General features: G+C 70.6%; 23 protein-coding genes, 1 other RNA gene and 1 pseudogene. 19 read left to right on the forward strand and 6 right to left on the reverse strand.

Features of this window, described 5'->3' with window-relative positions:
- The first annotated feature begins 44 nt into the window (after positions 1–44).
- From ACOOE8_RS08910 to ACOOE8_RS08920, 3 genes are all read left to right on the forward strand, one after another.
- A complete protein-coding gene (locus ACOOE8_RS08910) occupies positions 45–242 on the forward strand; it encodes a hypothetical protein (protein ID WP_420394460.1) in 198 nt (65 codons plus the stop codon).
- A 984-nt stretch (positions 243–1,226) separates the two neighbouring features.
- Positions 1,227–1,895 carry a hypothetical protein gene (locus ACOOE8_RS08915; RefSeq protein WP_420394461.1) on the forward strand — a complete coding sequence of 223 codons (669 nt, stop codon included), beginning with the start codon at positions 1,227–1,229 and terminating at the stop codon, positions 1,893–1,895.
- The gene (locus ACOOE8_RS08920; RefSeq protein ID WP_420394669.1) at positions 1,873–2,406 is read left to right on the forward strand and encodes a TIGR02391 family protein; all 534 of its coding nucleotides are present in this window, start codon (positions 1,873–1,875) and stop codon (positions 2,404–2,406) included. The genes ACOOE8_RS08915 and ACOOE8_RS08920 overlap by 23 nt, the downstream gene beginning before the upstream one ends.
- A 74-nt stretch (positions 2,407–2,480) precedes the next feature.
- Here the strand turns inward: ACOOE8_RS08920 and ACOOE8_RS08925 are convergent, their stop codons facing one another.
- The 3 genes from ACOOE8_RS08925 to lepA are packed head-to-tail and all read right to left on the reverse strand — an operon-like array spanning position 2,481 to position 4,827.
- Positions 2,481–2,714 (reverse strand): DUF2283 domain-containing protein, encoded by a 234-nt coding sequence (locus ACOOE8_RS08925; RefSeq protein ID WP_420394462.1) that lies wholly within the window; start codon positions 2,712–2,714, stop codon positions 2,481–2,483.
- Positions 2,711–2,962: a DUF4258 domain-containing protein gene (locus tag ACOOE8_RS08930; RefSeq protein ID WP_420394670.1), complete on the reverse strand. Its 252-nt coding sequence runs from the start codon at positions 2,960–2,962 to the stop codon at positions 2,711–2,713. The genes ACOOE8_RS08925 and ACOOE8_RS08930 overlap by 4 nt, the downstream gene beginning before the upstream one ends.
- A complete protein-coding gene (gene lepA, locus ACOOE8_RS08935) occupies positions 2,959–4,827 on the reverse strand; it encodes a translation elongation factor 4 (RefSeq protein WP_420394463.1) in 1,869 nt (622 codons plus the stop codon). Before lepA ends, ACOOE8_RS08930 begins: the two co-directional genes overlap by 4 nt.
- Positions 4,828–4,924: 97 nt before the next feature.
- On the opposite strand from lepA, the gene ACOOE8_RS08940 reads away from it, so the two are divergent.
- Entirely contained in the window at positions 4,925–5,623 is a 699-nt protein-coding gene (locus tag ACOOE8_RS08940; protein WP_420394464.1) for a hypothetical protein, read from the forward strand.
- Between the two features lie 250 nt (positions 5,624–5,873).
- On the opposite strand, the pseudogene ACOOE8_RS08945 reads toward ACOOE8_RS08940, so the two are convergent.
- Both ACOOE8_RS08945 and ACOOE8_RS08950 read right to left on the reverse strand, forming a co-directional pair.
- Positions 5,874–5,997 (reverse strand): annotated as a pseudogene (locus ACOOE8_RS08945) (IS481 family transposase); the annotation flags it as partial.
- Positions 5,998–6,271: 274 nt separating this feature from the next.
- Positions 6,272–6,748, reverse strand: coding sequence for a DUF2244 domain-containing protein (locus ACOOE8_RS08950; RefSeq protein WP_420394671.1), 477 nt, complete (start codon positions 6,746–6,748; stop codon positions 6,272–6,274).
- A gap of 606 nt (positions 6,749–7,354) precedes the next feature.
- On the opposite strand from ACOOE8_RS08950, the gene ACOOE8_RS08955 reads away from it, so the two are divergent.
- From ACOOE8_RS08955 to ACOOE8_RS08990, 8 genes are all read left to right on the forward strand, one after another.
- Entirely contained in the window at positions 7,355–8,947 is a 1,593-nt protein-coding gene (locus ACOOE8_RS08955) for a hypothetical protein (RefSeq protein ID WP_420394465.1), read from the forward strand.
- Positions 8,948–9,134: 187 nt separating this feature from the next.
- Positions 9,135–10,775, forward strand: coding sequence for an ABC transporter permease (locus tag ACOOE8_RS08960; RefSeq protein WP_420394466.1), 1,641 nt, complete (start codon positions 9,135–9,137; stop codon positions 10,773–10,775).
- Positions 10,772–11,440 carry an ATP-binding cassette domain-containing protein gene (locus tag ACOOE8_RS08965; RefSeq protein WP_420394467.1) on the forward strand — a complete coding sequence of 223 codons (669 nt, stop codon included), beginning with the start codon at positions 10,772–10,774 and terminating at the stop codon, positions 11,438–11,440. Before ACOOE8_RS08960 ends, ACOOE8_RS08965 begins: the two co-directional genes overlap by 4 nt.
- Positions 11,441–11,451: 11 nt before the next feature.
- Positions 11,452–11,547: signal recognition particle sRNA small type (gene ffs, locus ACOOE8_RS08970), an RNA gene on the forward strand.
- A gap of 73 nt (positions 11,548–11,620) precedes the next feature.
- The gene (locus ACOOE8_RS08975; protein ID WP_420394468.1) at positions 11,621–13,327 is read left to right on the forward strand and encodes a DNA polymerase III subunit gamma/tau; all 1,707 of its coding nucleotides are present in this window, start codon (positions 11,621–11,623) and stop codon (positions 13,325–13,327) included.
- 11 nt (positions 13,328–13,338) lie between these two features.
- On the forward strand, positions 13,339–13,659 hold the full coding sequence (locus ACOOE8_RS08980) for a YbaB/EbfC family nucleoid-associated protein (RefSeq protein WP_420394469.1): 321 nt from the start codon (positions 13,339–13,341) through the stop codon (positions 13,657–13,659).
- Between the two features lie 30 nt (positions 13,660–13,689).
- Positions 13,690–14,292 carry a recombination mediator RecR gene (gene recR / locus ACOOE8_RS08985; RefSeq protein WP_420394470.1) on the forward strand — a complete coding sequence of 201 codons (603 nt, stop codon included), beginning with the start codon at positions 13,690–13,692 and terminating at the stop codon, positions 14,290–14,292.
- A 60-nt stretch (positions 14,293–14,352) separates the two neighbouring features.
- The gene (locus ACOOE8_RS08990; RefSeq protein ID WP_420394471.1) at positions 14,353–15,348 is read left to right on the forward strand and encodes an adenosine kinase; all 996 of its coding nucleotides are present in this window, start codon (positions 14,353–14,355) and stop codon (positions 15,346–15,348) included.
- Here ACOOE8_RS08990 and ACOOE8_RS08995 read toward each other — a convergent pair.
- Positions 15,345–16,574 carry a CaiB/BaiF CoA transferase family protein gene (locus tag ACOOE8_RS08995; protein WP_420394472.1) on the reverse strand — a complete coding sequence of 410 codons (1,230 nt, stop codon included), beginning with the start codon at positions 16,572–16,574 and terminating at the stop codon, positions 15,345–15,347. The two genes, ACOOE8_RS08990 and ACOOE8_RS08995, sit on opposite strands and share 4 nt — an antisense overlap.
- Positions 16,575–16,752: 178 nt before the next feature.
- On the opposite strand from ACOOE8_RS08995, the gene ACOOE8_RS09000 reads away from it, so the two are divergent.
- The 7 genes from ACOOE8_RS09000 to ACOOE8_RS09030 all read left to right on the forward strand — a co-directional run bounded on the left by ACOOE8_RS09000 (position 16,753) and on the right by ACOOE8_RS09030 (position 23,409).
- A complete protein-coding gene (locus ACOOE8_RS09000; protein ID WP_420394473.1) occupies positions 16,753–17,823 on the forward strand; it encodes a hypothetical protein in 1,071 nt (356 codons plus the stop codon).
- Positions 17,820–18,869: a TraB/GumN family protein gene (locus tag ACOOE8_RS09005; RefSeq protein WP_420394474.1), complete on the forward strand. Its 1,050-nt coding sequence runs from the start codon at positions 17,820–17,822 to the stop codon at positions 18,867–18,869. The genes ACOOE8_RS09000 and ACOOE8_RS09005 overlap by 4 nt, the downstream gene beginning before the upstream one ends.
- Positions 18,870–18,928: 59 nt before the next feature.
- On the forward strand, positions 18,929–19,237 hold the full coding sequence (locus tag ACOOE8_RS09010; RefSeq protein WP_420394475.1) for an MGMT family protein: 309 nt from the start codon (positions 18,929–18,931) through the stop codon (positions 19,235–19,237).
- Between the two features lie 154 nt (positions 19,238–19,391).
- On the forward strand, positions 19,392–19,802 hold the full coding sequence (gene sdhC, locus ACOOE8_RS09015; protein WP_420394476.1) for a succinate dehydrogenase, cytochrome b556 subunit: 411 nt from the start codon (positions 19,392–19,394) through the stop codon (positions 19,800–19,802).
- Positions 19,802–20,245 (forward strand): succinate dehydrogenase, hydrophobic membrane anchor protein, encoded by a 444-nt coding sequence (gene sdhD / locus ACOOE8_RS09020; protein WP_420394477.1) that lies wholly within the window; start codon positions 19,802–19,804, stop codon positions 20,243–20,245. Before sdhC ends, sdhD begins: the two co-directional genes overlap by 1 nt.
- A 12-nt stretch (positions 20,246–20,257) precedes the next feature.
- Positions 20,258–22,084, forward strand: a complete 1,827-nt coding sequence (gene sdhA / locus ACOOE8_RS09025) for a succinate dehydrogenase flavoprotein subunit (RefSeq protein ID WP_420394478.1) — start codon at positions 20,258–20,260, stop codon at positions 22,082–22,084.
- Between the two features lie 122 nt (positions 22,085–22,206).
- Positions 22,207–23,409, forward strand: coding sequence for a hypothetical protein (locus ACOOE8_RS09030; RefSeq protein ID WP_420394479.1), 1,203 nt, complete (start codon positions 22,207–22,209; stop codon positions 23,407–23,409).
- Positions 23,410–23,486 lie beyond the last annotated feature (77 nt).

The raw sequence follows: 23,486 nt of genomic DNA on the forward strand, positions 1-23,486 counted from the left end.
CCGCTACGCCCGACGGGGCTGGCCGGCGCGGACCGGGGCGAGGGGTGACCAAGGTCGTCTCGGTCATCGTGGCGATCGCGATCGTCGCCCACCTCATCAGGCCGCTGGGGCTGCCCGGGCTGCGGCGCCGGGCCGACGCGTGGAAGCTCGTGCTGGTGGCGTTCGGGCTGATCGTGATGGTGACGCTGGTGCGGCCGGAGGGGCCGGCGATGGACGCGGCGCCCGCCTCCGAGGCGGGCTGAGGGCGCCGCGCGGGCGCGACGTGGCGGCGTCGGCTGCGTGCGGACGCGCGTCATCGTCGCCGCGCCGCGGTGCGGCCGGGGGGCGGGGATCGGCGGGACGCGAGTGGGCGGCCCAGTGAGGTTAGTGTGTGTGGGGCTTCCCCCACGCGTCCCGCCTTCGGCTTGGTTCGATCCGTGTGGGGTCTACCCCATCGGCGCGCCGGGTTGCCCCGTTGCGCCGTCCCCGTCCGACTTCCCCCAGGCGAAGTGGAGGTGCGGCCAAGCGACACCGCGGGCGAGCGCGGCCGAATTGGCAGCCGGTCGAGGCCGGTCCGATCCACCCCGGGCGGCGCGTGCGTTACCCGCGCCGGTCCGGAGCCACCGAAGCCCTCGATCCTCGCGGCGGCCGGTCCGGACGCGCCTCCCCTTGGATCAAGCGACGGAGGCAGGTTAGGGGATGGTTTGAGGGGTGGGGATAAATCAGGCCGCCTTCAGCTTCAGGCGGACCCCTCCTCGTTTGTGACAAGGTTCTGGGCAACGCGGTCGCCATCGTGCGGATCGACTTGCGGTTGGCGTCCATCAACTCGATGCCAGGGAGCGAGCCGTCGGAATAGGAGCGGGTGCTGGAGTTGATCGTGCCGGGCAATCACATGGCACCAAGTCAGGTTCTTAGCGCGGCAACGAGGCTATTGTCGGCGTGAAGTACTTCTGAAAGCATCTGGTTTCGCGTGACATTTAAGGCGATCCCAGCGACAGCGGGCTTCTGCCGATTGTGCCCGAACCCAACCGGGCAATCACCCCACGCGTCACTCCCATTGATCTGAAGCCATCAAATTTCAATGAATAGGAAATGCGTGAATGGGAGTGCAAGTAGCGCATTCATTCGTCTGCGCCATCTTGACGAGAACCGCCTATGTTGCCATTTGATCTGCATGCGATGAGACTCATCGGTTGAAGCCTTACGGATCGATGGATGCAAGGTCACGAACAAATGGGAGTGAGGACATGGCGAAGAGTTTTCCACAGATTCCATCGACAGTCTGGTGGGGCGCGCGGAAACTGATTCAGGATCGCCCGCAAGCAAAGATCGACGATCGGCGGATCGAGATCGAGCTTGGCGTACAGGCTTCTGCGGCGCGACAGTATGTTTCTGAACTAAAACGCCTTGGCGTCCTTGATGAAGAAGGCCGGCCAACCGAGGCAGCAATGAAATGGCGCAACGACAACTCGTACAGAGAGGGAGTTCACGCCTTCGTTTCGAAGGCGTATCCGGAATCACTTATCGACGCAGTACCCCCCGACCCTGTCGATCGCGAAAAAGCAAAATCTTGGTTCTTGGCGGATGGCCTCGGTAACGGTACCGCCGGCAACAAGGCAGCCACTTACGCGCTGATCGCTTCCCCATTTCCGCTTAGGCCCGGAGAGAAAGCTACGAGTGAAGGTAAGAAGGCTTCGCCATCTGGTCGAAGACGCGCACAGTCTGAACGGCAAAAGAATCTCACCGATGCGGAGGTACCCCCAGCAGCTCAGACAGCAAATTCCGATCGGCTTCATTTCCCCCTCAACGTTAATTTGCAGATTCACATAGGCGCGAACGCAAGTGTAGATCAAATCGAAGCGATCTTTTCGGCGATGCAGAGGTACCTGGGTGATGGGCTTGTGGGACAGAATTAAACAGCTAAACGCCGAACTTGTCGCTTTGGGTGGAGGGGGAAGCAGCCTCGCGCTCCCTGTCCCAACTACACTATTGCTGGAAAGTCAAACAGAAGCTGAAAATGCGGTATCGGTTTACGAGACGGTCATCTACAATAATGATATAAAGATGGTTAGCGAAGACCTTTACGGATCTGCGCACTACAACGTCGCTGTTGAGAACTGCTTCAAATTGATTGAGAAAGCTGTACAAGAGACCGCTGATAAATCAGATATGTACGGGGTCCCGCTAATGGAACATGTGTTCAACGTGAAAGCTCCCTGCCTCGTGCTGCGACAGATTGAAAACCGATCTGGGAAAGACCATCAGAGCGGATATCAGCGAATATACGGAGGTGTTTTGCTCGGTGTGCGCAACCCTTGTGCTCACGAGTTCGATTGGGTTGATGACCCACTAGAGGCATTAGATCTGATTATCCTTGCGCAGCATCTTCTCGAAAAACTCCGCAAAGCTACTAGAACGAATTCATAAAAGCGAGGCGCTTACCATCAAACCCGTAGTAGACGTCTCTTCCTTCTCCGTATACATTGGCGAAACGCGGTGGCTCAGGCCTTCTCGATGACGAAGACGTCTTGCGCACGAGGCGGTTCGGCCGAGGACAACGTGTCGGCTGCGAGCCGGGAGCGGGCCTGCAGCACCTCGATCCCGATCATCCGGCCCTCCGCGTCAAAGTCCAGGATGATGCCGGGCGCGACCTCCTCGCTCTCAAGGTAAGCGTTGTCCGACAAAGTGATCTTTGCGGCGTCTGCGTCGGGGTCGTAGCGGACGGTCGGCTTCATAGTCGCCTCTTCGCGTTGCGGTCGAAGAACACGGTGATGATCTGAACCTCGTGCGGCTTCTGGCGGCATACAACCCTCAAGATGCGGTTGCCATACTCTTCGATCACGGCATATCGGCGGTCCACCGTCGGATCGTTCGGATCGGGCTCGACGTGGATGGGCCGTTCGACTGCCGCTTCGAGCCAACGGAGCGGGAGCGTTCGCCCTTCGATCTCCTCCTGCGCGTGCTTCGTGAAGGTGTACCTCAGCCGTCCACCTTCAGCGCCGCGATGAACGCCTCCTGCGGGATCTCCACCTTGCCGAACTGGCGCATCTTCTTCTTGCCCGCCTTCTGCTTGTCGAGCAGCTTGCGCTTGCGCGTTGCGTCGCCGCCGTAGCACTTGGCCGTCACGTCCTTGCGCAGGGCGCGGATCGTCTCGCGGGCGATGATGCGGCCGCCGATCGCCGCCTGGATCGGGATGACGAACATGTGCTGCGGGATGAGGTCCTTCAGCTTCTCGCACATGGCGCGGCCGCGACGCTCGGCCTGGGAGCGGTGGACGAGCATCGACAGCGCGTCCACCGGTTCGGAGTTCACCAGGATGTTCATGCGCACGAGGTCGCCCTCGCGGTAGTCCACCAGCGCGTAGTCAAACGAGGCGTAGCCCTTCGACACCGACTTCAGCCGGTCGTAGAAGTCGAACACCACCTCGTTGAGCGGCAGCTCGTACGTCACCATCGCGCGGGTGCCGACGTAGGACAGGTCGAGCTGGTTGCCGCGCCGCTCCTGGCACAGCTTGAGGATCGCGCCGAGGTACTCGTCCGGCGTCAGGATCGTCGCCTTGATCCACGGCTCGGCGATGGCGTCGACCTCGGTGGGGTCGGGCATGTCGACGGGGTTGTGCAACTCGCGCACCTCGCCCGAGGACAGCGTGAGCTGGTAGACCACCGACGGTGCGGTGGCGATGAGGTCGAGGTCGAACTCGCGTTCCAGCCGCTCCTGGATGATTTCCAGGTGCAGGAGGCCGAGGAAGCCGCAGCGGAAGCCGAAGCCGAGCGCGGCGGAGGTCTCCATCTCGTAGGAGAAGCTGGCGTCGTTGAGCCGCAGCTTGCCCATGGCCGCGCGCAGGTCCTCGAAGTCCGCGGCGTCGACGGGGAAGAGGCCGCAGAACACCACGGGGATCGCGGGGCGGAAGCCGGGCAGCGGCGCGGCGGCGGGGCGCTTGTCCTCGGTGATGGTGTCGCCGACGCGTGTGTCGGCCACCTCCTTGATGCCGGCGATGAGGAAGCCGATCTCGCCGGGGCCGAGCGCGTCCACCTCCAGCATCTTGGGGGTGAACACGCCGACCTTGTCGACGCCGTACTTGGCGCCGGTGCGCATCATGCGGATGGTCTGGCCGGGCGCGAGGCGGCCGTCGACGACGCGCACCAGGGTGACGACGCCGAGGTACTGGTCGAACCAGGAGTCGACCAGCATCGCCTTCAGCGGCGCGCCGGGGTCGCCCATCGGCGGCGGCAGGCGGGTGACGATGGCCTCCAGCACCGCCGGCACGCCCTGGCCGGTCTTGGCGGAGATTTCCAGCGCCTCCGACGCGTCGAGGCCGATGACCTCCTCGATCTGGGCGCGGATGCGGTCCGGCTCGGCGGCGGGCAGGTCCACCTTGTTGAGCACGGGGACGATCTCGTGGTCGTTGTCGATGGCCTGGTAGACGTTGGCGAGGGTCTGCGCCTCGACCCCCTGGGAGGCGTCGACCACGAGGAGCGAGCCCTCGCAGGCGGCCAGCGAGCGGTTGACCTCGTAGGCGAAGTCCACGTGGCCGGGCGTGTCGATGAGGTTGAGCTTGTACTCGATGCCGTCGCGGGCGGTGTAGATGAGGCGCACGGTCTGCGCCTTGATGGTGATGCCGCGCTCGCGCTCGATGTCCATGGAATCGAGGATCTGCTCCTTCATCTCGCGGTCGGTGAGGGAGCCGGTGAGTTGGATCAGCCGGTCGGCCAAGGTCGACTTGCCGTGGTCGATGTGCGCGACGATGGAGAAGTTGCGCACGGCCGCGATGGGGCGCGGGCCGGCGTCCGTCTCGGCGCGGGCGGTCGCGGCGGAGCGGACCGCGGGTCGCTGGGCGATGTCATCCATGGCGCCAATGTAGCAGTCGGCCCCGTCCCCGCAAAGGTTGCGCGGGCGCGGCAACCCACCCGTCGCACGGCCGTTGTGCGAGTGGGGAGGGCCTCACATGGCTTGGGCTCAGCTGGCGGCGGTGGCGTTCCTGGCGACGGTGCACCTCGGCGTGCAGCGCCTGTTCGTGCTGGATCGTTTGCCTCGCAGCCGCTGGCTGTCGTTCGCCGGCGGGGCGGCGGTCGCCTACGTGTTCCTGCACATCCTGCCCGAGCTCGCGACGCACCAGGATACGCTGGCGAGCTCGCTCGGCCTCGGCGCGCGCGGCGCGGAGGAGGTGGTGTACGCGCTCGCCATGGCCGGGCTCGTGGTGTTCTACGCCCTGGAGCGGATGATCAGGGCACGGCCGGACCACCCGGACGGCTCGCGCGTGCACCTCGCCTCGTTCGCGCTCTACAACGTGCTCATCGGCTACCTCGTGTTCCACCGGGAGGAGGCGGGGGCGGTGTCCCTGGCGCTCTACGTGGCGGCGATGGCGTTCCACTTCCTCACCGTCGACCACGGGCTGCGCCAGCACCACGCGGAGCGCTACGACCGCTGGGGTCGCTGGGTGCTGGTGGCGGCGCTGGTCGGCGGGGCGACCTTGGGCGCGTTGACGCAGGTGCCGGAGTGGGCGGTGGCGGGGCCGTTCGCGCTGCTGGCCGGCAGCGTCCTCCTCAACACGTTGAAGGAGGAGCTTCCGGAGGAGCAGCAGAGCCGGCTCGTGCCCTTCGTCGCGGGCGCGGCGGGGTACGGCGCGCTCCTCATCGCGCTCTGAGGCCGCCGCAAGAGGGCCGGGCCCAAGGGCGCTTGGGCTTCGCCGTGGCCGGCCGACGACAGACTCCTAGCGCATCCTGGGTCTTCTCAGACACAGACCAGGTGCTCCGGGTGGCGTTTCCAAGAAGGTTGCTCGGCCTGAGCCAAGGCGTTTGGTCGGCAAGGGCCGAGGGAGGTCGCGCGGAGTGAGGTGGCCAGGAACGGCTGCATGGCTCCGGTCCGCCCTGCCGGTGAGGTGGAGGCGTTGGCATGGCCCACCCGTGCAGCGACGTCCGGATGAAGCGTTCGGCCTTGCCGTTGGTGCGCGCCGTGTAGGGTTGTGCAGATGGGCTCGAGCCCGGCGTCCCTCGACACGTCGCAGAAGGCGAAGCTTCGCGTTCCTGGCGCCTCTCGCTTCACAGCAGCTCGGTGCAGGCAAGGCGCGAGGCCTCGTCGATGGCCGCAGGCGGCACCTCCCATCCGGTGCCACGCGGGTTCGCTGGCCCCTGCGGTCGCCGGTGCTGCGGTGGCCGATGCCGCCGAGCTCCTCGGTGTCGATGCGGCCGATGCGGCGGGCGGGAGCGGCGAGTCTCCCAGTCGGGGCTCGTGTGCGTGGCAACCGCAGCCCCACATCCCGGCCCCGGATGAACAACCTTCACAGCGTCCGCATCTAAGTCGCGGCGCTGCGCATGCGCGCGAGCGCGGCAGCAAGCGCGTCGGCGAACGTCGCTCGGTCGTCCGGGTTGAGGAACGCGCCGACGACGACCCAGCGCCCGTGCGAGCCGATGTCGAGGCGCACCACGCCCTCGTCCTCCCGCCGTGTCACCGACAGGCGCGCCCAGATCGGGTCGAAGCGGTGCTCCGTCACCCGGCCCGACGGCGTCACCTGGCGCAGGAGCACCTCGCGGGGCGTCACGGACACCTCCTCGAACTGCCGTCCGGCGCGGTAGGACAAGCGGAACGCGATCCAGACGAGGGCGATGTCGAGGACGGCGAAGATCGCGACGGGCCAGGCCCCGATGGCGAGCGTGCGAAGCGCCGCGAGGCCGAGGATGACGACGATCGAGCCCATCAGGATCGCGTAGCCGCGGCGCGACAGCGAGCGGTGCGGGAAGAGAACGGCGTGGAACGGCTCGGCGATGGACATCGCCGCCAATATACGCCGCCAAGCCTGGGGATCGAAGGCAGCGATGTCGCAAGGCGGCGTGCCACCTGCCCGCGCCTCCGCGCGTGCCGTTGCAAGCCACGCGCCACCTTCCGAGGCGGGCGCGACGGACGCGTGACGCCGGTCATCTCGCCGCCATCGCATCCATGCTCACGACGGTCGTGGTCGGCCCCTCAGCCTCCAGCGTCGACCGTGACGCCGCCACGGCACGACCGTCACCGATGCCTCGGTCCGTTGCCACCCGTCCGTCGCGTCCCTCCGCCTCGGGCGCCCCGACGGCGCGGTGCGTCGCGGGGGACGCGCCTGCGTGGGGCATCGCCGGCCGCGCGTCCGACGGGGGCGCCTGCAAGTAGTGAGCGAGCCAGCTCGCGCACTACGTGTAACAACTTAAGAAAGAAGCGTTGGACCAAAGTCAATCTATGGGCATATTGAAAGTCCGATATAGTATAATTTGTCGTTGTCATGATGACCAAAGTATGTCACCATGGTTAACTTAAGATGTAGGTCGCGATCATGTACAAGTATTCTATGGTTGAGCGTCGGGGGCTCTCGACCTCGGTAGAGACGGCCGTTCATCAGGTTGTTCTGGTGGGGCTGCCAGTCTTGGTTGCAGTCGTCGCGATCGAGGCCTACGGGCATGCGATCTGGGAGCTCGCGGGGCCGCATCGAGGCTGGCTGCTCGAGGCGCTGGTCGCGGTGTTCGCGCTCTGCGCCGCGACGGGGCTGGTGCGTTACCCGTCCGAGGCGAGGCCGGTCCGGATCATCGTCACCGGGCTTTCCCTCGTGATGGGGCTCTACGGCCTCGCGCTCGGCCACTCGATCGCGGTGGCGCCCGACCAGGACGGCGCGTCGGTCGACCTCGCCCTTCAGTTGGGCACCGTGCTCCTGGTCGTCGCCACGGTCATGTCGCTGGTGCGGCCGAGCTTCGCGGTCTTCCCGTTCGTCTACGTCGCGCTGCACAAGGCCCTGACGCGCTCGCTGTCCGGGGCGAACGAGCTCGGCGTCAACGACTACCTGCCGCTGGTGGAGGTCGGGCTGTTCCTCGCCGTAGGGGTCGTCGCGCTCTCGTTGGCGCGCACCGCCCTCGTCGGCCGCGACAAGGCCCTCCACGAGCCGGTCGTCCTCGGCGCGACGGTGCTGCTCGCCGCGGCCATCGGCGCGCACCTCGGGAACTACGTCATGTCGGGCGTGGAGAAGATGGCGCTCGACGGCGGCCTCCTGAGCTGGGCGTTCGAGAACCCGACGAGCGCGCTGATGCTGAACGGCTACAACCTCGGCGCGGCCCCCTTGTCGGCGTGGCCGGCGCTGTTCGGCTGGGCCTACGAGGCCTTCCGCGCGGTCGAGGTTCCGATCAACATCCTCACGCTGTTCGCGCAAATCACGTGCGCCCTGGCGTTCCTGGATCGCCGTCTGCTGATCGGCTACGCAGCGTTCTTCGACGCGATGCACGTCACGATCTTCGTCCTTACGGGCGCGTTGTTCGTCCCATGGATCGTGCTGAACAGCCTCATCGTCGCGGCCGCGCTACGGCTCCCGTCCTCGCGGCTGCCCCGCGCTGCCGTCGCGGTCGGGGTGGTGACCACGCTGTTCGGCAACGTCCTGTTCTACAACGCCCACCTCGGCTGGTACGACAGCCGGCAGGCGCGCGTCGGCAGCTTCGTCGCCGTCGTCGACGACGGGCGCGAGGTGCCGGTGCCGTCGAGCTACTTCCGCGAGGCGTCGTACCTCTTGCTGACGCGGCACTTCGGGTATCGTCAGACGAGCTACCCGTCAGGGCACGCGCCGACCTCGGCATGGGGCCAGATCGGGCTGCATCACAACCTCAACGGGGCGGTCGCCTACACCAGGCACGCGATGATGACGGCCGGGCGGAGCTGCTCCATCCCCCTCGCCCAGCCCGCCATGGTCGACTACGACGCGACGCGGCCGGCGCCGTTCGTCCGCGCCCAGCACGCGAGGGCGCTGGGCTACGAGGAGCGCGGTGAGACGAACAGGTACTACGCGTACCCCCACCATCACTTTGCGATGCCGTGGCTGTTCCGCGACTTTAGTGCACTGAAGCCTTCGCAGATCGTGGGCTACAAGTACCGTGTCGAGACGGTGTGCCTCGACTTCGCGGACGGGAGGTTCCAGCGCGACGTCTTGGCGAAGACCACCTCACCGCTGATCACGGTGCGCTGAACACCCACCCCGGGCCGCGCCGACCGCGCGCGCGTCCGGCGCGGACCGGCTCCCGGACGCGGCGCTGTCCTGGGTGCAACGGCTCGATCGCTCTGGTGCTCGCGCTCGGCGGCCGACTGCAGTGAACGGCACGGGCGCGGCGCGGTCGGTCGGGCGCGGATGGCGCTGGACGGGGATCGCGGTGCGCGTGGCAGTCGTCCTGCCGGTCGCGGCCGGCCTCCTCGGAGTGCTGGCGCCGGCCTTCGGGCTGATGCCGGCGCTCGGTGCGGACCGTCCCGGGCTGCACGTGTTCGCGGCCCTCATCGCGCGGCCGGGGATCGTGGACTCGGCTGCGATCAGCGCCTGGACGGCGCTCGCTGCGACGCTCGTGTCGGTCGCGATGGTCGCGGTCGTCTTGGCAGCCGCGTATGGCACCCGCGCGCTCGGCCTCGCCGAGCGGCTGCTCGCCCCGCTCCTCGCCGTGCCCCACGCCGCCGCCGCGCTCGGCTTCGTCGCGCTGTTCGCCCCGTCCGGCCTCCTCCTGCGCCTCCTGTCGCCGTGGGCGACCGGGTACGACGCCCCGCCGGACGTCGCCCTGGTGCGCGATCCCGCCGGCATCGCCCTCGTCACGGCGCTCGTCCTCAAGGAGGTGCCGTTCCTGTTCCTGATGGCGCTCGCCGCGCTCGGCCAGACGCGCGCCCGCGAGCGCGTGCACCTCGCCCGCTCGCTGGGCTACGGTCCGATGGCGGCGTTCCTGCACGGGGTGTGGCCGCTCATCTACCGCCAACTGCGCCTGCCGATCCTCGCCGTCATCGCGTTCGCCGCCTCGGTGGTCGACGTCGCGCTGATCGTCGGGCCGACGCGGCCGCCGCCGCTCGCCGTGCGCATCGTCGACGAGCTCGGCGCCGCCGACCTCGCCCAGTGGCTCGTCGGCAGCGCGGGGGCGTTGCTCCTCCTCGCGCTCTCGGTGGGCCTCGTACTCGCCTGGCTCGCCATCGAGCGCCTCGCGGCGGGCGCGGCGCGCGCCGTGCGCGACCGGGGACGGCGTCTCAGCGGCGACGGCCCGCTGCGGGCGGCGGCGATGTCGCTGGCGGCGCTGCTCGCCGCGATCATGGCCGCCGCGCTCGCGGCGCTCCTGGTGCGTTCGGTGGCAGGCTACTGGCCGTTCCCGGACGTCGTGCCGCGCACGGTGTCGGCCGTCGCGTGGAGGGAGCGCCTGCCGGACACCGCCTCGACGCTCGTCACCACGCTCGTCGTCGCCCTTGGCGCCACGCTCGTGGCGCTGCCCGCGGCGGTGGCGCTGCTCGCCGCCGGCGTGCGCGCGGGGCCCGCGATCTACCTGCCCCTCGTGGTCCCCCAAGCGGCGTTCCTGTTCGGCCTGTCGGTGCTCGTCGTCGCCGCCGGCATCGTTCCGGGGACCGTGATCGTCACCCTGGTGCACGCGCTGTTCGTGCTGCCCTACGCGACGATCGCGCTGTCGGGGCCGTGGCACGCGCTCGACCCGCGCGCCGAGCTCGTCGCCGCGAGCCTCGGCGCGGGGACGTGGCGGCGCCTCGTGGTGGTGCGCCTCGCCATCCTGGCGGGGCCGCTGTGCGTCGCCGCGGCGCTGTCGGTGGCGGTCAGCGTCGGCCTCTACCTGCCGACGCAGCTCGTCGGCGCGGGGCGCGTCGCGACCGTCACCACCGAGGCTGTTTCTGCCGCGACCGGGGGCGACCGGCGGCTCGTCGCGATGCTGGCGCTCGTCCAGCTCGCGATCCCGTGCGCCGCGTTCGCGCTGGCCCGGGCGGTGCCTGCCGTCCTGTTCCGCCATCGGCGCGCCATGCGGCCCGCTGCGGTGGCGGCGGGATGACGCTCGTGCTGGAACGGCTCACCGTGCGCGTCGCCGGCAGGACGGTGGCGTCGCTGTCGGCGACGGTGCCGCCCGGCGAGGTGCTGGCCGTGATGGGTCCATCGGGGGTCGGCAAGTCCTCGCTGCTCCTCGCCGTCGCGGGGCTCCTCGCGCGCCCGTTCCAGGTGTCCGGCCGGGTGCGCCTCGGCGACGTCGAGCTGACCGCGCTGCCGCCGGAGCGGCGCAGGCTTGGGCTGATGTTCCAGGACGCGCTGCTCTACCCGCACATGTCGGTGCTGCAGAACGTCGCCTTCGCGGTGCCGCGGCGCGACGGCGCCGGCCGGACGCTGCCGCGTGCGGCGCGGCGGGAGCAGGCGCTGGATGAGCTCGCGCGGGTCGAGATGGCGGAGTTCGCCGCGCGCGACCCCGACACCCTGTCGGGCGGGCAGCGGAGCCGCGTGGCGCTGGCGCGCACGCTCGCCTCCCGGCCCGGCGCCCTCCTCCTCGACGAGCCGTTCGCCGCGCTCGACCCGTCGCTGCGCGCCCAGGTCCGCCGCATGGTCTTCGACCTTGCAGCCACCGACCGCCTGCCGGTCGTCATGGTGAGCCACGACCCGGCGGACGCAGAGGCCGCTGGCGGTCCGGTCGTGGAACTCACGCCTTGCCAACCGGCGAGCGCCCGCTGATATAGCGCGTGGGAGGTCGGCGGTGGACGGGCCGCTCGCCAACCGGGTCAGGTCGGGAACGAAGCAGCCCCAACGAATCCGGTCCGGGTCATTCGCCGGCCTCCTTCTTGAAACCGTCTCGTCGTCCTCGTCTTTTCGTCCTCGTGTGGCGCGGCGGGACGCCCGCCGGCGGAGAGCGCTTTGGCCGACAGCCCGACACCGCACACCGGCGCGCCCCCGGGGTCCGGCACGCCCCCGGCGACGGGAGCGGCCCACCGCGTCCTCGCCCGCAAGTACCGTCCGAGCCACTTCGGCGAGCTGATCGGCCAGGCGCCGATGGTGCGCACGTTGCGCAACGCGTTCGCCCACCGGCGCATCCCCCAGGCGTGGATGCTGACCGGCGTGCGCGGCGTCGGCAAGACGACGACGGCGCGGATCCTCGCCCGCGCGCTGAACTACGAGCGCGACGGGGTGCGCGCGCCGACGGTGGACCTCGAGCTGCCCGGCGTCCACTGCCAGGCGATCATGGAGGGGCGGCACGTCGACGTCATCGAGATGGACGCGGCGAGCCACACCGGCATCAGCGACATCCGCGAGATCACCGACGCGGCGCGCTACAAGCCGGTCTCGGCACTGCACAAGGTCTACATCATCGACGAGGTGCACATGCTGTCGGTGCAGGCGTTCAACGGCCTGCTCAAGACGCTCGAGGAGCCGCCAGGGCACGTCAAGTTCATCTTCGCGACGACCGAGATCCGCAAGGTGCCCGTGACGGTGCTGTCGCGCTGCCAGCGCTTCGACCTCAGGCGCATCGAGGCGGACGTCCTCGTCGCCCACCTTGCCGCCGTCGCCGCGGCCGAGGGCGTCGCGGCGGACGAGGCCGCGCTCGCGCTCATCGCGCGCGCCGCGGAGGGGTCGGTGCGCGACGCGCTGTCGCTGCTCGACCAGGCGATCGCCCACGGCGGCGGGGCGGTGAGCGCGGAGGGGCTGCGCGAGATGCTCGGCCTCGCCGACCGCGCCCGCGTCGTCGACCTCTTCGAGCACGTCATGTCGGGCGACGTGGCGGCGGCGCTCGCCGAGCTTGCGGCGCAGTACGAGGTGGGGGCGGAGCCGTCGGTCGTGCTGACGGAGCTTGCCGCGTTCACCCATCAAGTGACGCGGCTCAAGGCGACGGGTCTCGCGCCGGACGGCGGCGACCCGCAGGAGCTGCGCGAGCGGGCGAAGGCGTTCGCCGCCGGCCTTCCCATGGCGAGCCTGTCGCGCATGTGGCAGGCGCTGCTCACCGGGATCGCCGAGGTGCAGGCCGCGGCCAAGCCCCTCGTCGCGGCGGAGATGGTGGTGATCCGCCTCGCCTACATGGCGAGCCTGCCGGACCCCGCCGCACTGCCGCTGACCGAGGCGCCGACCGCATCGCCGGCTGCGGTGCGCGGGACCATCGGCAGCGCGCCGACCGGGAACGGTCGCGAGCCGTCGGGGCAGGGGCCGGCACGGAGCGCCGCGGCGCGGCGGCCGGCGAGCCTTGGCGAGGTCGCCGCGCTCGTCGGCGAGCACTCGCTGCGGCTGAAGCACTCCGTCGAGCGCGACATGCGGCTGAAGCGCTTCGAGGAGGGCCGCATTGAGGTCTCGCTCGAGCCGGGCGCGGCGCCGGACTGCGCCGGGACGCTCGGTCAAAAGCTCACGGAGATCACCGGCGAGCGCTGGATCGTCACCGTCAGCGAGGGGGCGACGGCGCGGACCCTTGCCGAGGTTGAAGCGAGCGCTCAAGCGCAGCTGCGCGCCGAGGCGGCGCAGGAGCCCCTCGTGCGGGCGATCCTGGACCGCTTCCCCGACGCCACGATCGCCGAGGTGCGGACCAACCCGCGCGAGGATGCAGGGCCGGCGAGCGGCCGAGCCCGCGAGCAAGGCTGAGAGGAACCTCCATGGACATCATGAAGATGATGGGCAAGGCCCGCGAGCTGCAGAGCCGCATGGGCGACCTGCAGGGCGAACTGAAGACGCTGGAGGCCACCGGCGAGGCCGGCGCTGGCGCCGTCGTCGCCCGGGTCAACGGCGCCATGGCGATCATCGCGCTCACCATCGACGAGGCGATGATGAGGCCGGAGGAACGCGAGGTCGTCGAGGACCTCGTCATCGCAGCTGTCTCCGACGCCCAGGCGAAGGTGTCCGCGCTCGTCCAGGAGCGCACGCAGTCCGTGATGGGCGACATGGGACTGCCCGCCGGCCTCAAGCTGCCGTTCTAGGACCGGACGGGCGGCGGCGCGGCGAGGCCCATGGCGGTCGCAGGCCCCGAGATCGAGCGCCTCATCGCTCTCCTCGCCAAGCTGCCCGGCCTTGGACCGCGCTCGGCGCGGCGCGCGGCGCTCTACCTCGTCAAGCGCCGCGAGGCCGTGCTGGAGCCCCTAGCGCGTGCCCTCGCCGAGGTGGGCGAGCGTGTCAGCGTGTGCTCGAGCTGCGGCAACGTCGACACGTCGGACCCCTGCACGGTGTGCCTCGACGCGACGCGCGACGCCTCGACGCTCATCGTCGTGGAGGACGTCGCTGATCTTTGGGCGCTGGAGCGGGCCGCCGTGATGCGCGCGCGCTACCACGTGCTCGGCGGGACGATCTCCGCCCTCGACGGCTTCGGGCCCGAGGACATCGGCATCGGCCGCCTCGTGGCGCGCGTCGCCGAGGGCGAGGTCGGCGAGGTTGTGCTCGCGATGAACGCCACCGTCGAGGGGCAGACCACGGCGCACTACATCACCGAACGGCTCGAGCCGACGGGGGTGCGCGTGTCCCGCCTCGCCTCGGGCGTCCCCATCGGCGGCGAGCTCGACTACCTCGACGAGGGGACGCTCGCCGCGGCCTTCACCCAGCGCCGGCCGTTCGGCTGACGTCCCGCTGGAGGGGGCGCGGCTCCCCGAGACGCATCATCGGCCGCCTGAAGGGACCTTATGACCGACACGCGCTACGACGTCCTTGGCATCGGCAACGCGATCTTCGACATTTTGGGCCACGTGGAGGACGACGCGCTCGCCCGGCTCGGCGTCGCGAAGGGTTCCATGCGGCTCGTCGACGAGGCCGGCGCGCGCGCCGTCGACGCGGAGCTCGCCGACGCGGTCCGCGTGTCCGGAGGCTCGGCGGGCAACACGGTCGCCGGTGTCGCGTCCCTGGGCGGACGCGCCGCGTTCATCGGCAAGGTCGCCACCGACGCGTACGGCGAGGCCTACACCCACGACATGCGCCACGCGGGCGTGGCCTTCGAGACGCCGCCGCTGGCGAACGGCGCGCCGACGGCGACCTCCACCATCCTCGTCACCTCCGACGGCGAGCGCACCATGAACACCTTCCTCGGGGCGAGCCAGGCGCTCGGCCCGGACGACGTCGACGGGGCGCTGGTTGAGGCGTCGGCGATCACCTTCCTCGAGGGTTACCTGTTCGATCCGCCGCACGCCAAGGCCGCGTTCCGCAGGGCGGCGGAGCTCGCCGCTGCGGCAGGGCGCACCACCGCGCTCACCTTGTCTGACACCTTCTGCGTGGAGCGGCACCGGGCCGACTTCCTGGACTTCCTGTCCAGCGGCACGATCCACCTCGCCTTCGCCAACGCCGCGGAGGCGCGCGCGCTCGCCGAGACCGACGACCTCGACGCGGCCTGCGAGCGGCTCGCCGGCCTCGTGCCCATGGCCGTCGTCACCATGGGCGAGCACGGCGCACGCGTGCTCGCCGGAGCCGAGCGCATCGACGTGCCCGCGGTGCCGACCCGCGTGGTCGACCTCACCGGGGCAGGCGACCTCTTCGCCGCCGGGTTCCTGCTGGGCCGCGCGCGCGGCGCGGCGCCGGAGCCGTCGGCGCGCCTGGGAGCTTTCGCCGCGGCGGAGGTGATCTCGCACTTCGGCGCGCGGCCTCAGACCCGGCTCGAGGCGCTCGCCCGCGAGGCGGGGCTGCCCTAGGCGAGGACCTCGCGGGTGTGGATGGTGCCGGCGTCGGCCATCGCGTCGATCTCGGCGGCGGCGAAGCCGTGCTCGGTGAGGATGGCGCGGGTGTGCTCGCCCGGCAGCGGCGGGGAGCTGAACCCCGGATCGCCCGGCGCGATGCCGAGGCCCGGCAGGCGCGGCAGCAGCACCTCGCCGACCTCGGCGGCGTGCAGCGGCGCAACGAGTTCGCAATGGCGCACCTGGGGATCGTCGAGGAGCGCGGCGTAGTCGTTCACCGGGCCGCACAGGACACCGGCCGCCTGCAGGAGGTCGAGCCACGCCTGGGACGTCCGCGTGCCGAGCACCTCCGCCATCGCGGCGTGCAGCGAGGCGACGTTCGCGACCCGGGCCGCGTTGGTGGCGTAGCGCTCGTCGGCGACCCACTGCGGTGCCTCGAGCGCCTCGGCGAGGGCTGCGAACATGCGGTCGCGCAGGCACGTGACGGTGATCGTGCCGTCGGCGGTGCGGAACATGCCGGACGGCGCGGTGACCGCCCCCGCCGGTCGGCCGCCCGTCATCTGGTGCGCCAGCAGCGGCATCGCCTGGAAGGTGAGCGCGGTGTGCAGCAGCGAGGTCTCGATGCGGCGGCTGCCGCCCCCGGCGCGGAGCTCGGCCGCCGCCGCCGCGAGCACGACGCTGGTGTAGAGCCCGGCGGTCATGTCCACCGCAAGCATCCCGATGCGGTGCGGCTCGCCCGACGGCGTGCGGTTCACCACCACCATCCCGGTGTGCGCCTGGAGGATGGAGTCCGAGCCGGGCCGCTTGGCGTAGGGCCCGTCGCTGCCGTAGCCCGTCACCGACACCTGGACGACGGGGTCGGCGACGGCCTTCAGCGCGTCGAAGGTCATACCGAGCTTCCGAAGGACGCCGGGGCGGAAGCTGTCCACCACCATGTCGGCGCCGCGGGCGAGCCGCAGGAGGAGGTCGCGACCCTCCGGCCGCGCCGCATCGACGACGATGGAGCGCTTGCCGGCGTTCGCCATCAGGAACAGCGAGCTCATGGCGCCGACGCGCTCGCCCATGTGGCGTCCCCAGTCGCCCTCCGGTGGCTCGACCTTGGTGATCGAGGCACCGAGCGCGGCCATCATCTGCACGGCGTAGGGGGCGGCGAGGCCCTGCGACAGGTCGAGGATGACGAGCCCCTCGAACGGGCGCAGCGGCCGGCGGGCGTCCCCCTCGTGGGCCACGGGCTCGATGGTCATGGCGGTCCCTCCGATGTTGGCGCGCGCGCCGACGCGGTCATTCTAAGGTCATTTCCGGATGCCCGTGCATGGGCATCACCATGAAAGTTGCGTCGAACGGGCGGTGAGGAGTGCGTCGGCCTCCGAATGACGGTGTAGTGTCGTCCAAGACGGCCACTTCGCCGGGCGGGAGGAGCGCGTGGACACGCCGACGGCGGACGCGGGGGTCGGCGAGCGCGCGCTCGACGCCCTCGCCGGCCTCTACCGGGGAATGTTCACCGGGCTCGTCCTGTCCGTGGTCACGCGACGGGGGGAGGCGGACGCCGCGCGCTACGTCCACGCGGTGTTCCGCCATCAGCACGAGCGCATGTTCCTGCCGGGCCTGCGCAAGCTCGGCCTCGAGGACCGGCCGCCGGCCGTCGCCTGCGCCGCCTACCACACCCTCGCCAACAGGATCGGCGGCGCGGCGGTGGAGTTCGTGCCCGAGCGTGACGACAAGGCCTGGGTCGTCTTCCCGCCGCCGCGCTGGATCTGGGACGGCGTCGCCATCTGCGCGGTGCCCTCGTCGGTGGCGCGCGGCATGCTAACGGGCTGGTACGCGCGGAACGGGATCAGCCTCCGCGTGTCGGATCTGAGGTTCGTGGTGACGGGTCAGCTCGTCGACGGCGACTTCGGGCTGGCGGGCTACTTCGAGCGGACGGGGCGCGACCTCGGACCCGACGAGCGGCTCGCATTCCGTCCCGGTGAACAGCCGCCGCGGACGGGAGGCGGCGACGCCCTCGCGCTCCCAGGGGCGTGGCCGGCGGCACGCCTTGCGGCAGCGCGAAGGAACTACGCCATGGAGTACGTCCGCTCGGCCTTGCCCCGGCTCGACGAGCTGTTCGGCACCGCCGACGCGGCGCACCTCGCCCGGCACACCGGGCGCCTCGTTGGAGCCCAGCTCTACGGCGGGGTCGCCGAGGCGTGGGGCGTGCGCGGGCGCTCTCCCGCCGACTTCGCCAACCTCCTGTGCCGCTGGGCCGCCCTCGAGGGCGACGCGGCCGACGCGCGCGGCGGCTTCGTCGAGCGTCGCGGCTGGCGCCTCGCGCACGGCGTGGAGCACTCCGGCGGCGCGCTCGCCGCGGGCTGGGAGGGGCTGGTGCACGGCGCCGCCCTGGCGCATGACCGCGACCTGTGCGTCGCCGTGGAGGAGCGGGCGCGGGGCCGCGACGGGACTTGGCGCTGGTCAGTGCGCTGCGCGTCGAACGCCACGGGGGAGGCGATAGGGTGAGGGTCTTGGCAAGGGGCTGGATCGCCGGGCTCGCGCTCGCCGTCCTCGCAAGCGGCGCGGTGGCGGACTGTGGGGCGCCGCCGGGGTCCGACGCTGCGCTGATCGAGGCGCCGCGCGCCGCGCGTGCCATCGCCGACGCGCGGGACCTCCTGCCCAACGCCGAAGGCCGGCTGTGGCGCGTGGCAACCGAGCCTCCGTCCTACCTCGTGGGCACGTTCCACGTCGCCACGGACGGGATTGAGGCGCCGGGACCCGTGATGTCGCGCCTCGTCACGGACGCCTCGCGGCTCTTCGTCGAGGTGGAGGCTGCCGCCCTCAAGGCGGCCGTGGCCTCCTTCCTCGCCGACCCCGCGGGGCTGGTGCGCGCGACGGACGATCGCCTCACCGACGGCCTGAGCGCGGCGGAGCGGACGCAGGCGCGGGCCGTGTTCGCGCGCTACGGCGTGCCGCTGCCGGTCGCCGATCGGATGCGCCCGTTCGTCCTCGTCGGCCTCCTCAGCCTCCCGCCCTGCCTCGTCGGTGCGGCGCAAGGGCCGGGGCTCGACGCCAACCTCGAGCGGCTCGCCCGGGACAGCGGCGTGCCGGTCGAGGCGCTCGAGACCGTGGAGGAGCAGGTCGCGGCGCTGGAGGCGGACCCCAAGGTGATGGACGAGGTGTTGCGCCTCATGATCGCACGGGCCGACCGCGCGCCCGAGGACTGGTTCACGACGGTCGCGCTGTACCGGGGAGGGTACGTCGGGGCGCTGTGGACCCTGATGCTGTCTAACTTGACCGAGGCGGTGGGCGAGGCCGAGGCTGCAGCGATCGCCGACGCGTTCTGGCAGCGGCTCGTCGCGGGGCGAAACGCGCGGATGGCCGAGCGCCTCGCGCCGGCGCTTTCCGGGGGCGGCGTCGTGGTGGCGGTGGGCGCGCTGCACCTGCCGGGCGAGGATGGGCTCGTCGCGCTGCTGCGCGAGGCCGGTCACACGGTCACCCGCGTCGACGAGGGCGCGCCTGATGCGACGTCGGGATCGCCCGGCCGCAGCGGAGCAGGCCGCGGGAGGTGAGCGGCCCACCGGACCAGCGCCATCGGTGCTCGGGGTGCGACGACGCTGGCCCTCGCCTGGTGCACGCGCGACAGGCGGTCGGCCCCCTCCTCCGTGTCGGCGACGGACGGTGCCTCCCACAGGATCGCAAGGCCGCGGTCTGGCGAGCGCTCCTCACGTTATCCTACGGCACGACGACCACCTACGGGGCGCTGGCACGGGCCATCGGTCGGCCACGGCCTCCCGCGCCGTGCGTTGACCGGCTTCGGCGGCGGGCTCGCCAGGAGGATGGCGCTCCACGCCCACGAGGGGAGCGCGCCTGTGCAGGGGTGCCCGCCGGTGGGTGGAACCGCCGGCGCAGCCCGACGCGAGGCGTGGAGTCGCTTTGACCGCCAACGGGTTCGGCGCTACGTGAACAGCAGGGCGCAGGGCTCGCCCTCGTGCGGAGCGACCCCGGACGACGTGACCTCGTGCCTCGGCACGATGTCGCGCGGTGCCGCCTGCGGGTTGGGTCGCGCGGCCCGGAGTGTTGAAGGGAGCAAGATGGCGAGCGCTGATTCGGAGGCGAGCCGCAGGCCGCGGCCCCTGTCGCCGCACCTGTCTATCTACCGGCCCATCGTCACCATGGTCATGTCGATCATGCACCGTGCGACGGGCATCATCAACGTCGGCGGCCTCCTCCTGGTCGTCGGCTACCTGCTCGCCATCGCGTCCGGCCCCGAGGCCTACGGGACTGCCGCCGCGCTCTACAGCTCTTGGTTCGGCCGTGTCGTGCTGGTGGCGTTCACCTGGTCGCTGATCCACCACCTCGTCAGCGGCATCCGTTACTTCCTGTGGGACTTCGGCCTCGCGTTCGGCCCCGAGCGCTACGCCATGTCCTGGGCGGCGCTCGTCGCCGGGATCGTCCTTACGATCGCCCTGTGGGTGGGGGTCGTCGCCATGGAGATCGTCTGATGCGTCAGCCCATCGACCACGCGGCCAAGCAGGACCCCAGCGCGGGCAAGGGCTTCAAGACGCCGCTCAAGGTGATCCGCGGCCTTGGCAGCGCCGGCGCCGGCACCGAGGACATGATCCGTCAGCGGATCACCGCGCTCGCCAACGCGGTGCTCGTGATCTTTCTCGCCGGCATCGCCATCGCGCTGTCGGGGATGAGCTACGCCAACGCCGTTGCGCTGGTGGGCAGCACGTGGGTCGCAGTGCCGCTGGCGCTCGCGATCCTGTCCGTCACACTCCACATGAAGCTCGGCGTGCAGCTGGTGATCGAGGACTACGTTCACGCCGACATTTTGCGCATTGCGCTGATGGCAGCGCTCAACGTGTTCGCCGCGGCGGTGGCGCTCACCGCGCTCTACGCCATCGTGAGGGTTAGCCTGGCCGGCCTCGTGCTCGCCAGCTGAGGAGGGACGAGGATGGCGACGAACGGCACGAACGGCGCAGGCAACGGCGCGACGGGACCCGCCTACGAGGTCATCGACCACGAGTACGACGTCGTCGTCGTCGGGGCCGGCGGCTCGGGCCTGCGCGCCGTGGTCGGCTGCGCCGAGGCCGGCCTGCGCACCGCGTGCCTCACCAAGGTGTTCCCCACGCGCTCGCACACCGTGGCGGCGCAGGGGGGGATCTCCGCCGCGCTCGGCAACATGGGGCAGGACGACTGGCGCTGGCACATGTACGACACCGTCAAGGGGTCGGATTGGCTGGGCGACCAGGACGCCATCGAGTACCTGTGCCGCAACGCGCCCGAGGCGGTCTACGAGCTGGAGCACTGGGGCGTCCCCTTCTCGCGCACCGAGGAGGGCAAGATCTACCAGCGCCCGTTCGGCGGCATGACCACGAACTACGGCAAGGGGACGGCCCAGCGCACCTGCGCCGCGGCCGACCGTACTGGCCACGCGATCCTGCACACCCTCTACGGCCAGTCGCTGCGCCATTCGGCGGAGTTCTACATCGAGTTCTTCGCGCTCGACCTCCTCATGGACGAGGGCGCGTGCCACGGGGTCATGGCGATCAGCCAGGGCGACGGGACGATCCACCGCTTCCGCGCGCACAAGACGATCCTCGCCACCGGCGGCTATGGCCGCGCGTACTTCTCCTGCACTAGCGCGCACACCTGCACGGGTGACGGCAACGCCATGGTGCTGCGCGCCGGCCTGCCACTGCAGGACATGGAGTTCGTGCAGTTCCACCCGACCGGGATCTACGGCGCGGGCTGCCTCATCACCGAGGGCTCGCGCGGCGAGGGCGGCTACCTGACCAACTCGGACGGCGAGCGCTTCATGGAGCGTTACGCCCCGTCGGCCAAGGACCTCGCCTCGCGCGACGTCGTCTCGCGCTCCATGACCATCGAGATCCGCGAGGGGCGCGGCGTCGGCAAGCAGTCCGACCACATCCACCTGCACCTGGAACACCTCGACCCGAAGATCCTCGCCGAGCGACTGCCTGGCATCTCGGAGTCGGCGCGCGTGTTCGCCGGCGTCGACGTCACCAAGGACCCGATCCCGGTGCTGCCGACCGTGCACTACAACATGGGCGGCATCCCGACGAACTTCCACGGCGAGGTGCTGACCAAGGTCGACGGCGATCCGGACCGCGTGGTGCCAGGGCTGATGGCGATTGGCGAGGCGGCCTGCGTGTCGGTGCACGGCGCCAACCGGCTCGGCTCCAACTCGCTCATCGACCTCGTGGTGTTCGGCCGCGCGACGGCGCTACGCTGCGCCGAGACGGTGACGTCCGGCGAGGGCCTGCCACCGCTGCCCGAGGCGGCGTCGGAGCCGGCGCTGTCGCGCCTCGACCGCTTCCGCCACGCCGATGGCGGCACGCCGACCGCCGAGCTGCGCGAAGAGATGCAGCGCACGATGCAGAACAACTGCGCCGTGTTCCGCTCCGGCGAGATCCTGGAGGAGGGGCACGGGCTCATCCACGACGTCGCCGGCGGCATGGGCGACATCCGCGTGCAGGACAAGTCGCTGATCTGGAACACCGACCTCCTGGAGACGCTGGAGTTCGACAACCTGATCGGCCAGGCGGTGGTGACGATGGACTCCGCGCTGAACCGCACCGAGAGCCGTGGCGCCCACGCGCGCGAGGACTACCCCGACCGCGACGACGCCGAGTGGATGAAGCACACGCTGGCGTTCCTCGACGAGGGCTACAAGGTGCGGCTCGACGACCGGCCGGTGCACGCCTACACGCTGTCCAACGCCATCGAGTACATCGCGCCGGCCAAGCGGGTGTACTGAGCCTCGCGCAAGGCTCGTCCGGCAATGTCCCCTCGGCGGGGCCTGCCGGCGGGTCGCGCGGGGCCGATGACCTGCCCGCCGGTGGGCGACCGTGCGGGGTATGTTGCGGAAGGGGTATCGTCATGCGGTTCGCCGTCGTGCTGTTCCTGGGATGGCTGGTGGCCTCTCCTGCGCTCGGGTTCACGTCCTCGCGGAACGAGGTCGCCGACGCCTTCCTCCGCGCCCACGTGGGCTCCGGGTCCGAGGATGTGACCGTCGGCTCGCTCGAGGTTGACGGCGCGACGGTGAGGCTCACCGGCGTTGAGATCACGGCGCCGACGGCGGTGAAGCGGTACGAGCGCGTGGAGATCATGGGCGGCCGCGTCGAGGACGGCGTCCTTCTCGCCGAACGCATCACGTTCGGCCCGCAGCGGACCTCGTTCGAGGATCCCACCGAGGGCGGCCCGTCGACGGAGGTCATCACCATCGAGGCGGACGAGTGGACCGGCGTCCGCCTGCCCGAGGCGACCCTGTCGGAGAACGCGGACCCCGTCGCCGCACTGCTCGTCGCCGAGCGGATCGTCTCGACGGACGTCGCCTTTCGCGTGCCCGGCGCCTTCGACCTATCGGTCGCGTCGTCGACCCTCACGGCGAGCGAGCGAGAACTCGATGCGGCCATCGGTCTCACGGTCGAGATGGACGGCATGCGCCTTTCGCTGCCCCAGGACGTTCCTGCGGTCGAGGAGAACGTCTTCTCCGCCTCATCGACGTTCCGGTGGGAGGCGCCGACCGGCCGGCTGGAGATCGCCTCCCTTAACCTCGCTGCGGACCGGTTCGGCTCCGTCGGGCTCTCCGGCAGCGTCGCGGGGCTGACGTCGGAGTTCTTCGCGGCGCTCGAGGCCATCGGCAAGGCCACGCCCCCTGTCGTCACGGAACTGGATCGCGCGATCGCCGGGCTGACGGTCGAGGATGCGAGGCTCGCCCTCAATGATGAGGGCATGGTCGACGCCTTGCTCTCGCTCGCCGGAACGGGGATGGGGCTCGACGCGACGTCGGCGGCTCATCTGGCGGTCGGGTCGCTGCAAGGGGCGTTGCTCGCGGTGGGGGACGAGGCGTTCGCGGCCCGTGCGGCGGCGGCAGCGCGTGCGTTCCTCCTCGGTGAGGCGGCGAGGCTGACAGTCAGGCTGACGCCGCCGGAGCCCATCACCTTGGAGACGATTGGCACCACGGCGCGGATGGCCCCGCAGACCCTCGAGCAAGTGCTCGGCCTCGAAGTCACCGCGGGCGGCGGACCGGCTTCAACGCCCGCGCCCGGCGGCGAGGGCGCCGGCGGCACCCCGCGCTGACCGCCCGGCGCCCGCACAGGCGCCGGGGGATGTCGGCGGCCAGTGCGTGGGCAGGCCGACGGTCCGATGATCGGCAG

This window comes from Acuticoccus sp. (assembly GCF_965213555.1).
Classification (GTDB): Bacteria; Pseudomonadota; Alphaproteobacteria; order Rhizobiales; family Amorphaceae; genus Acuticoccus.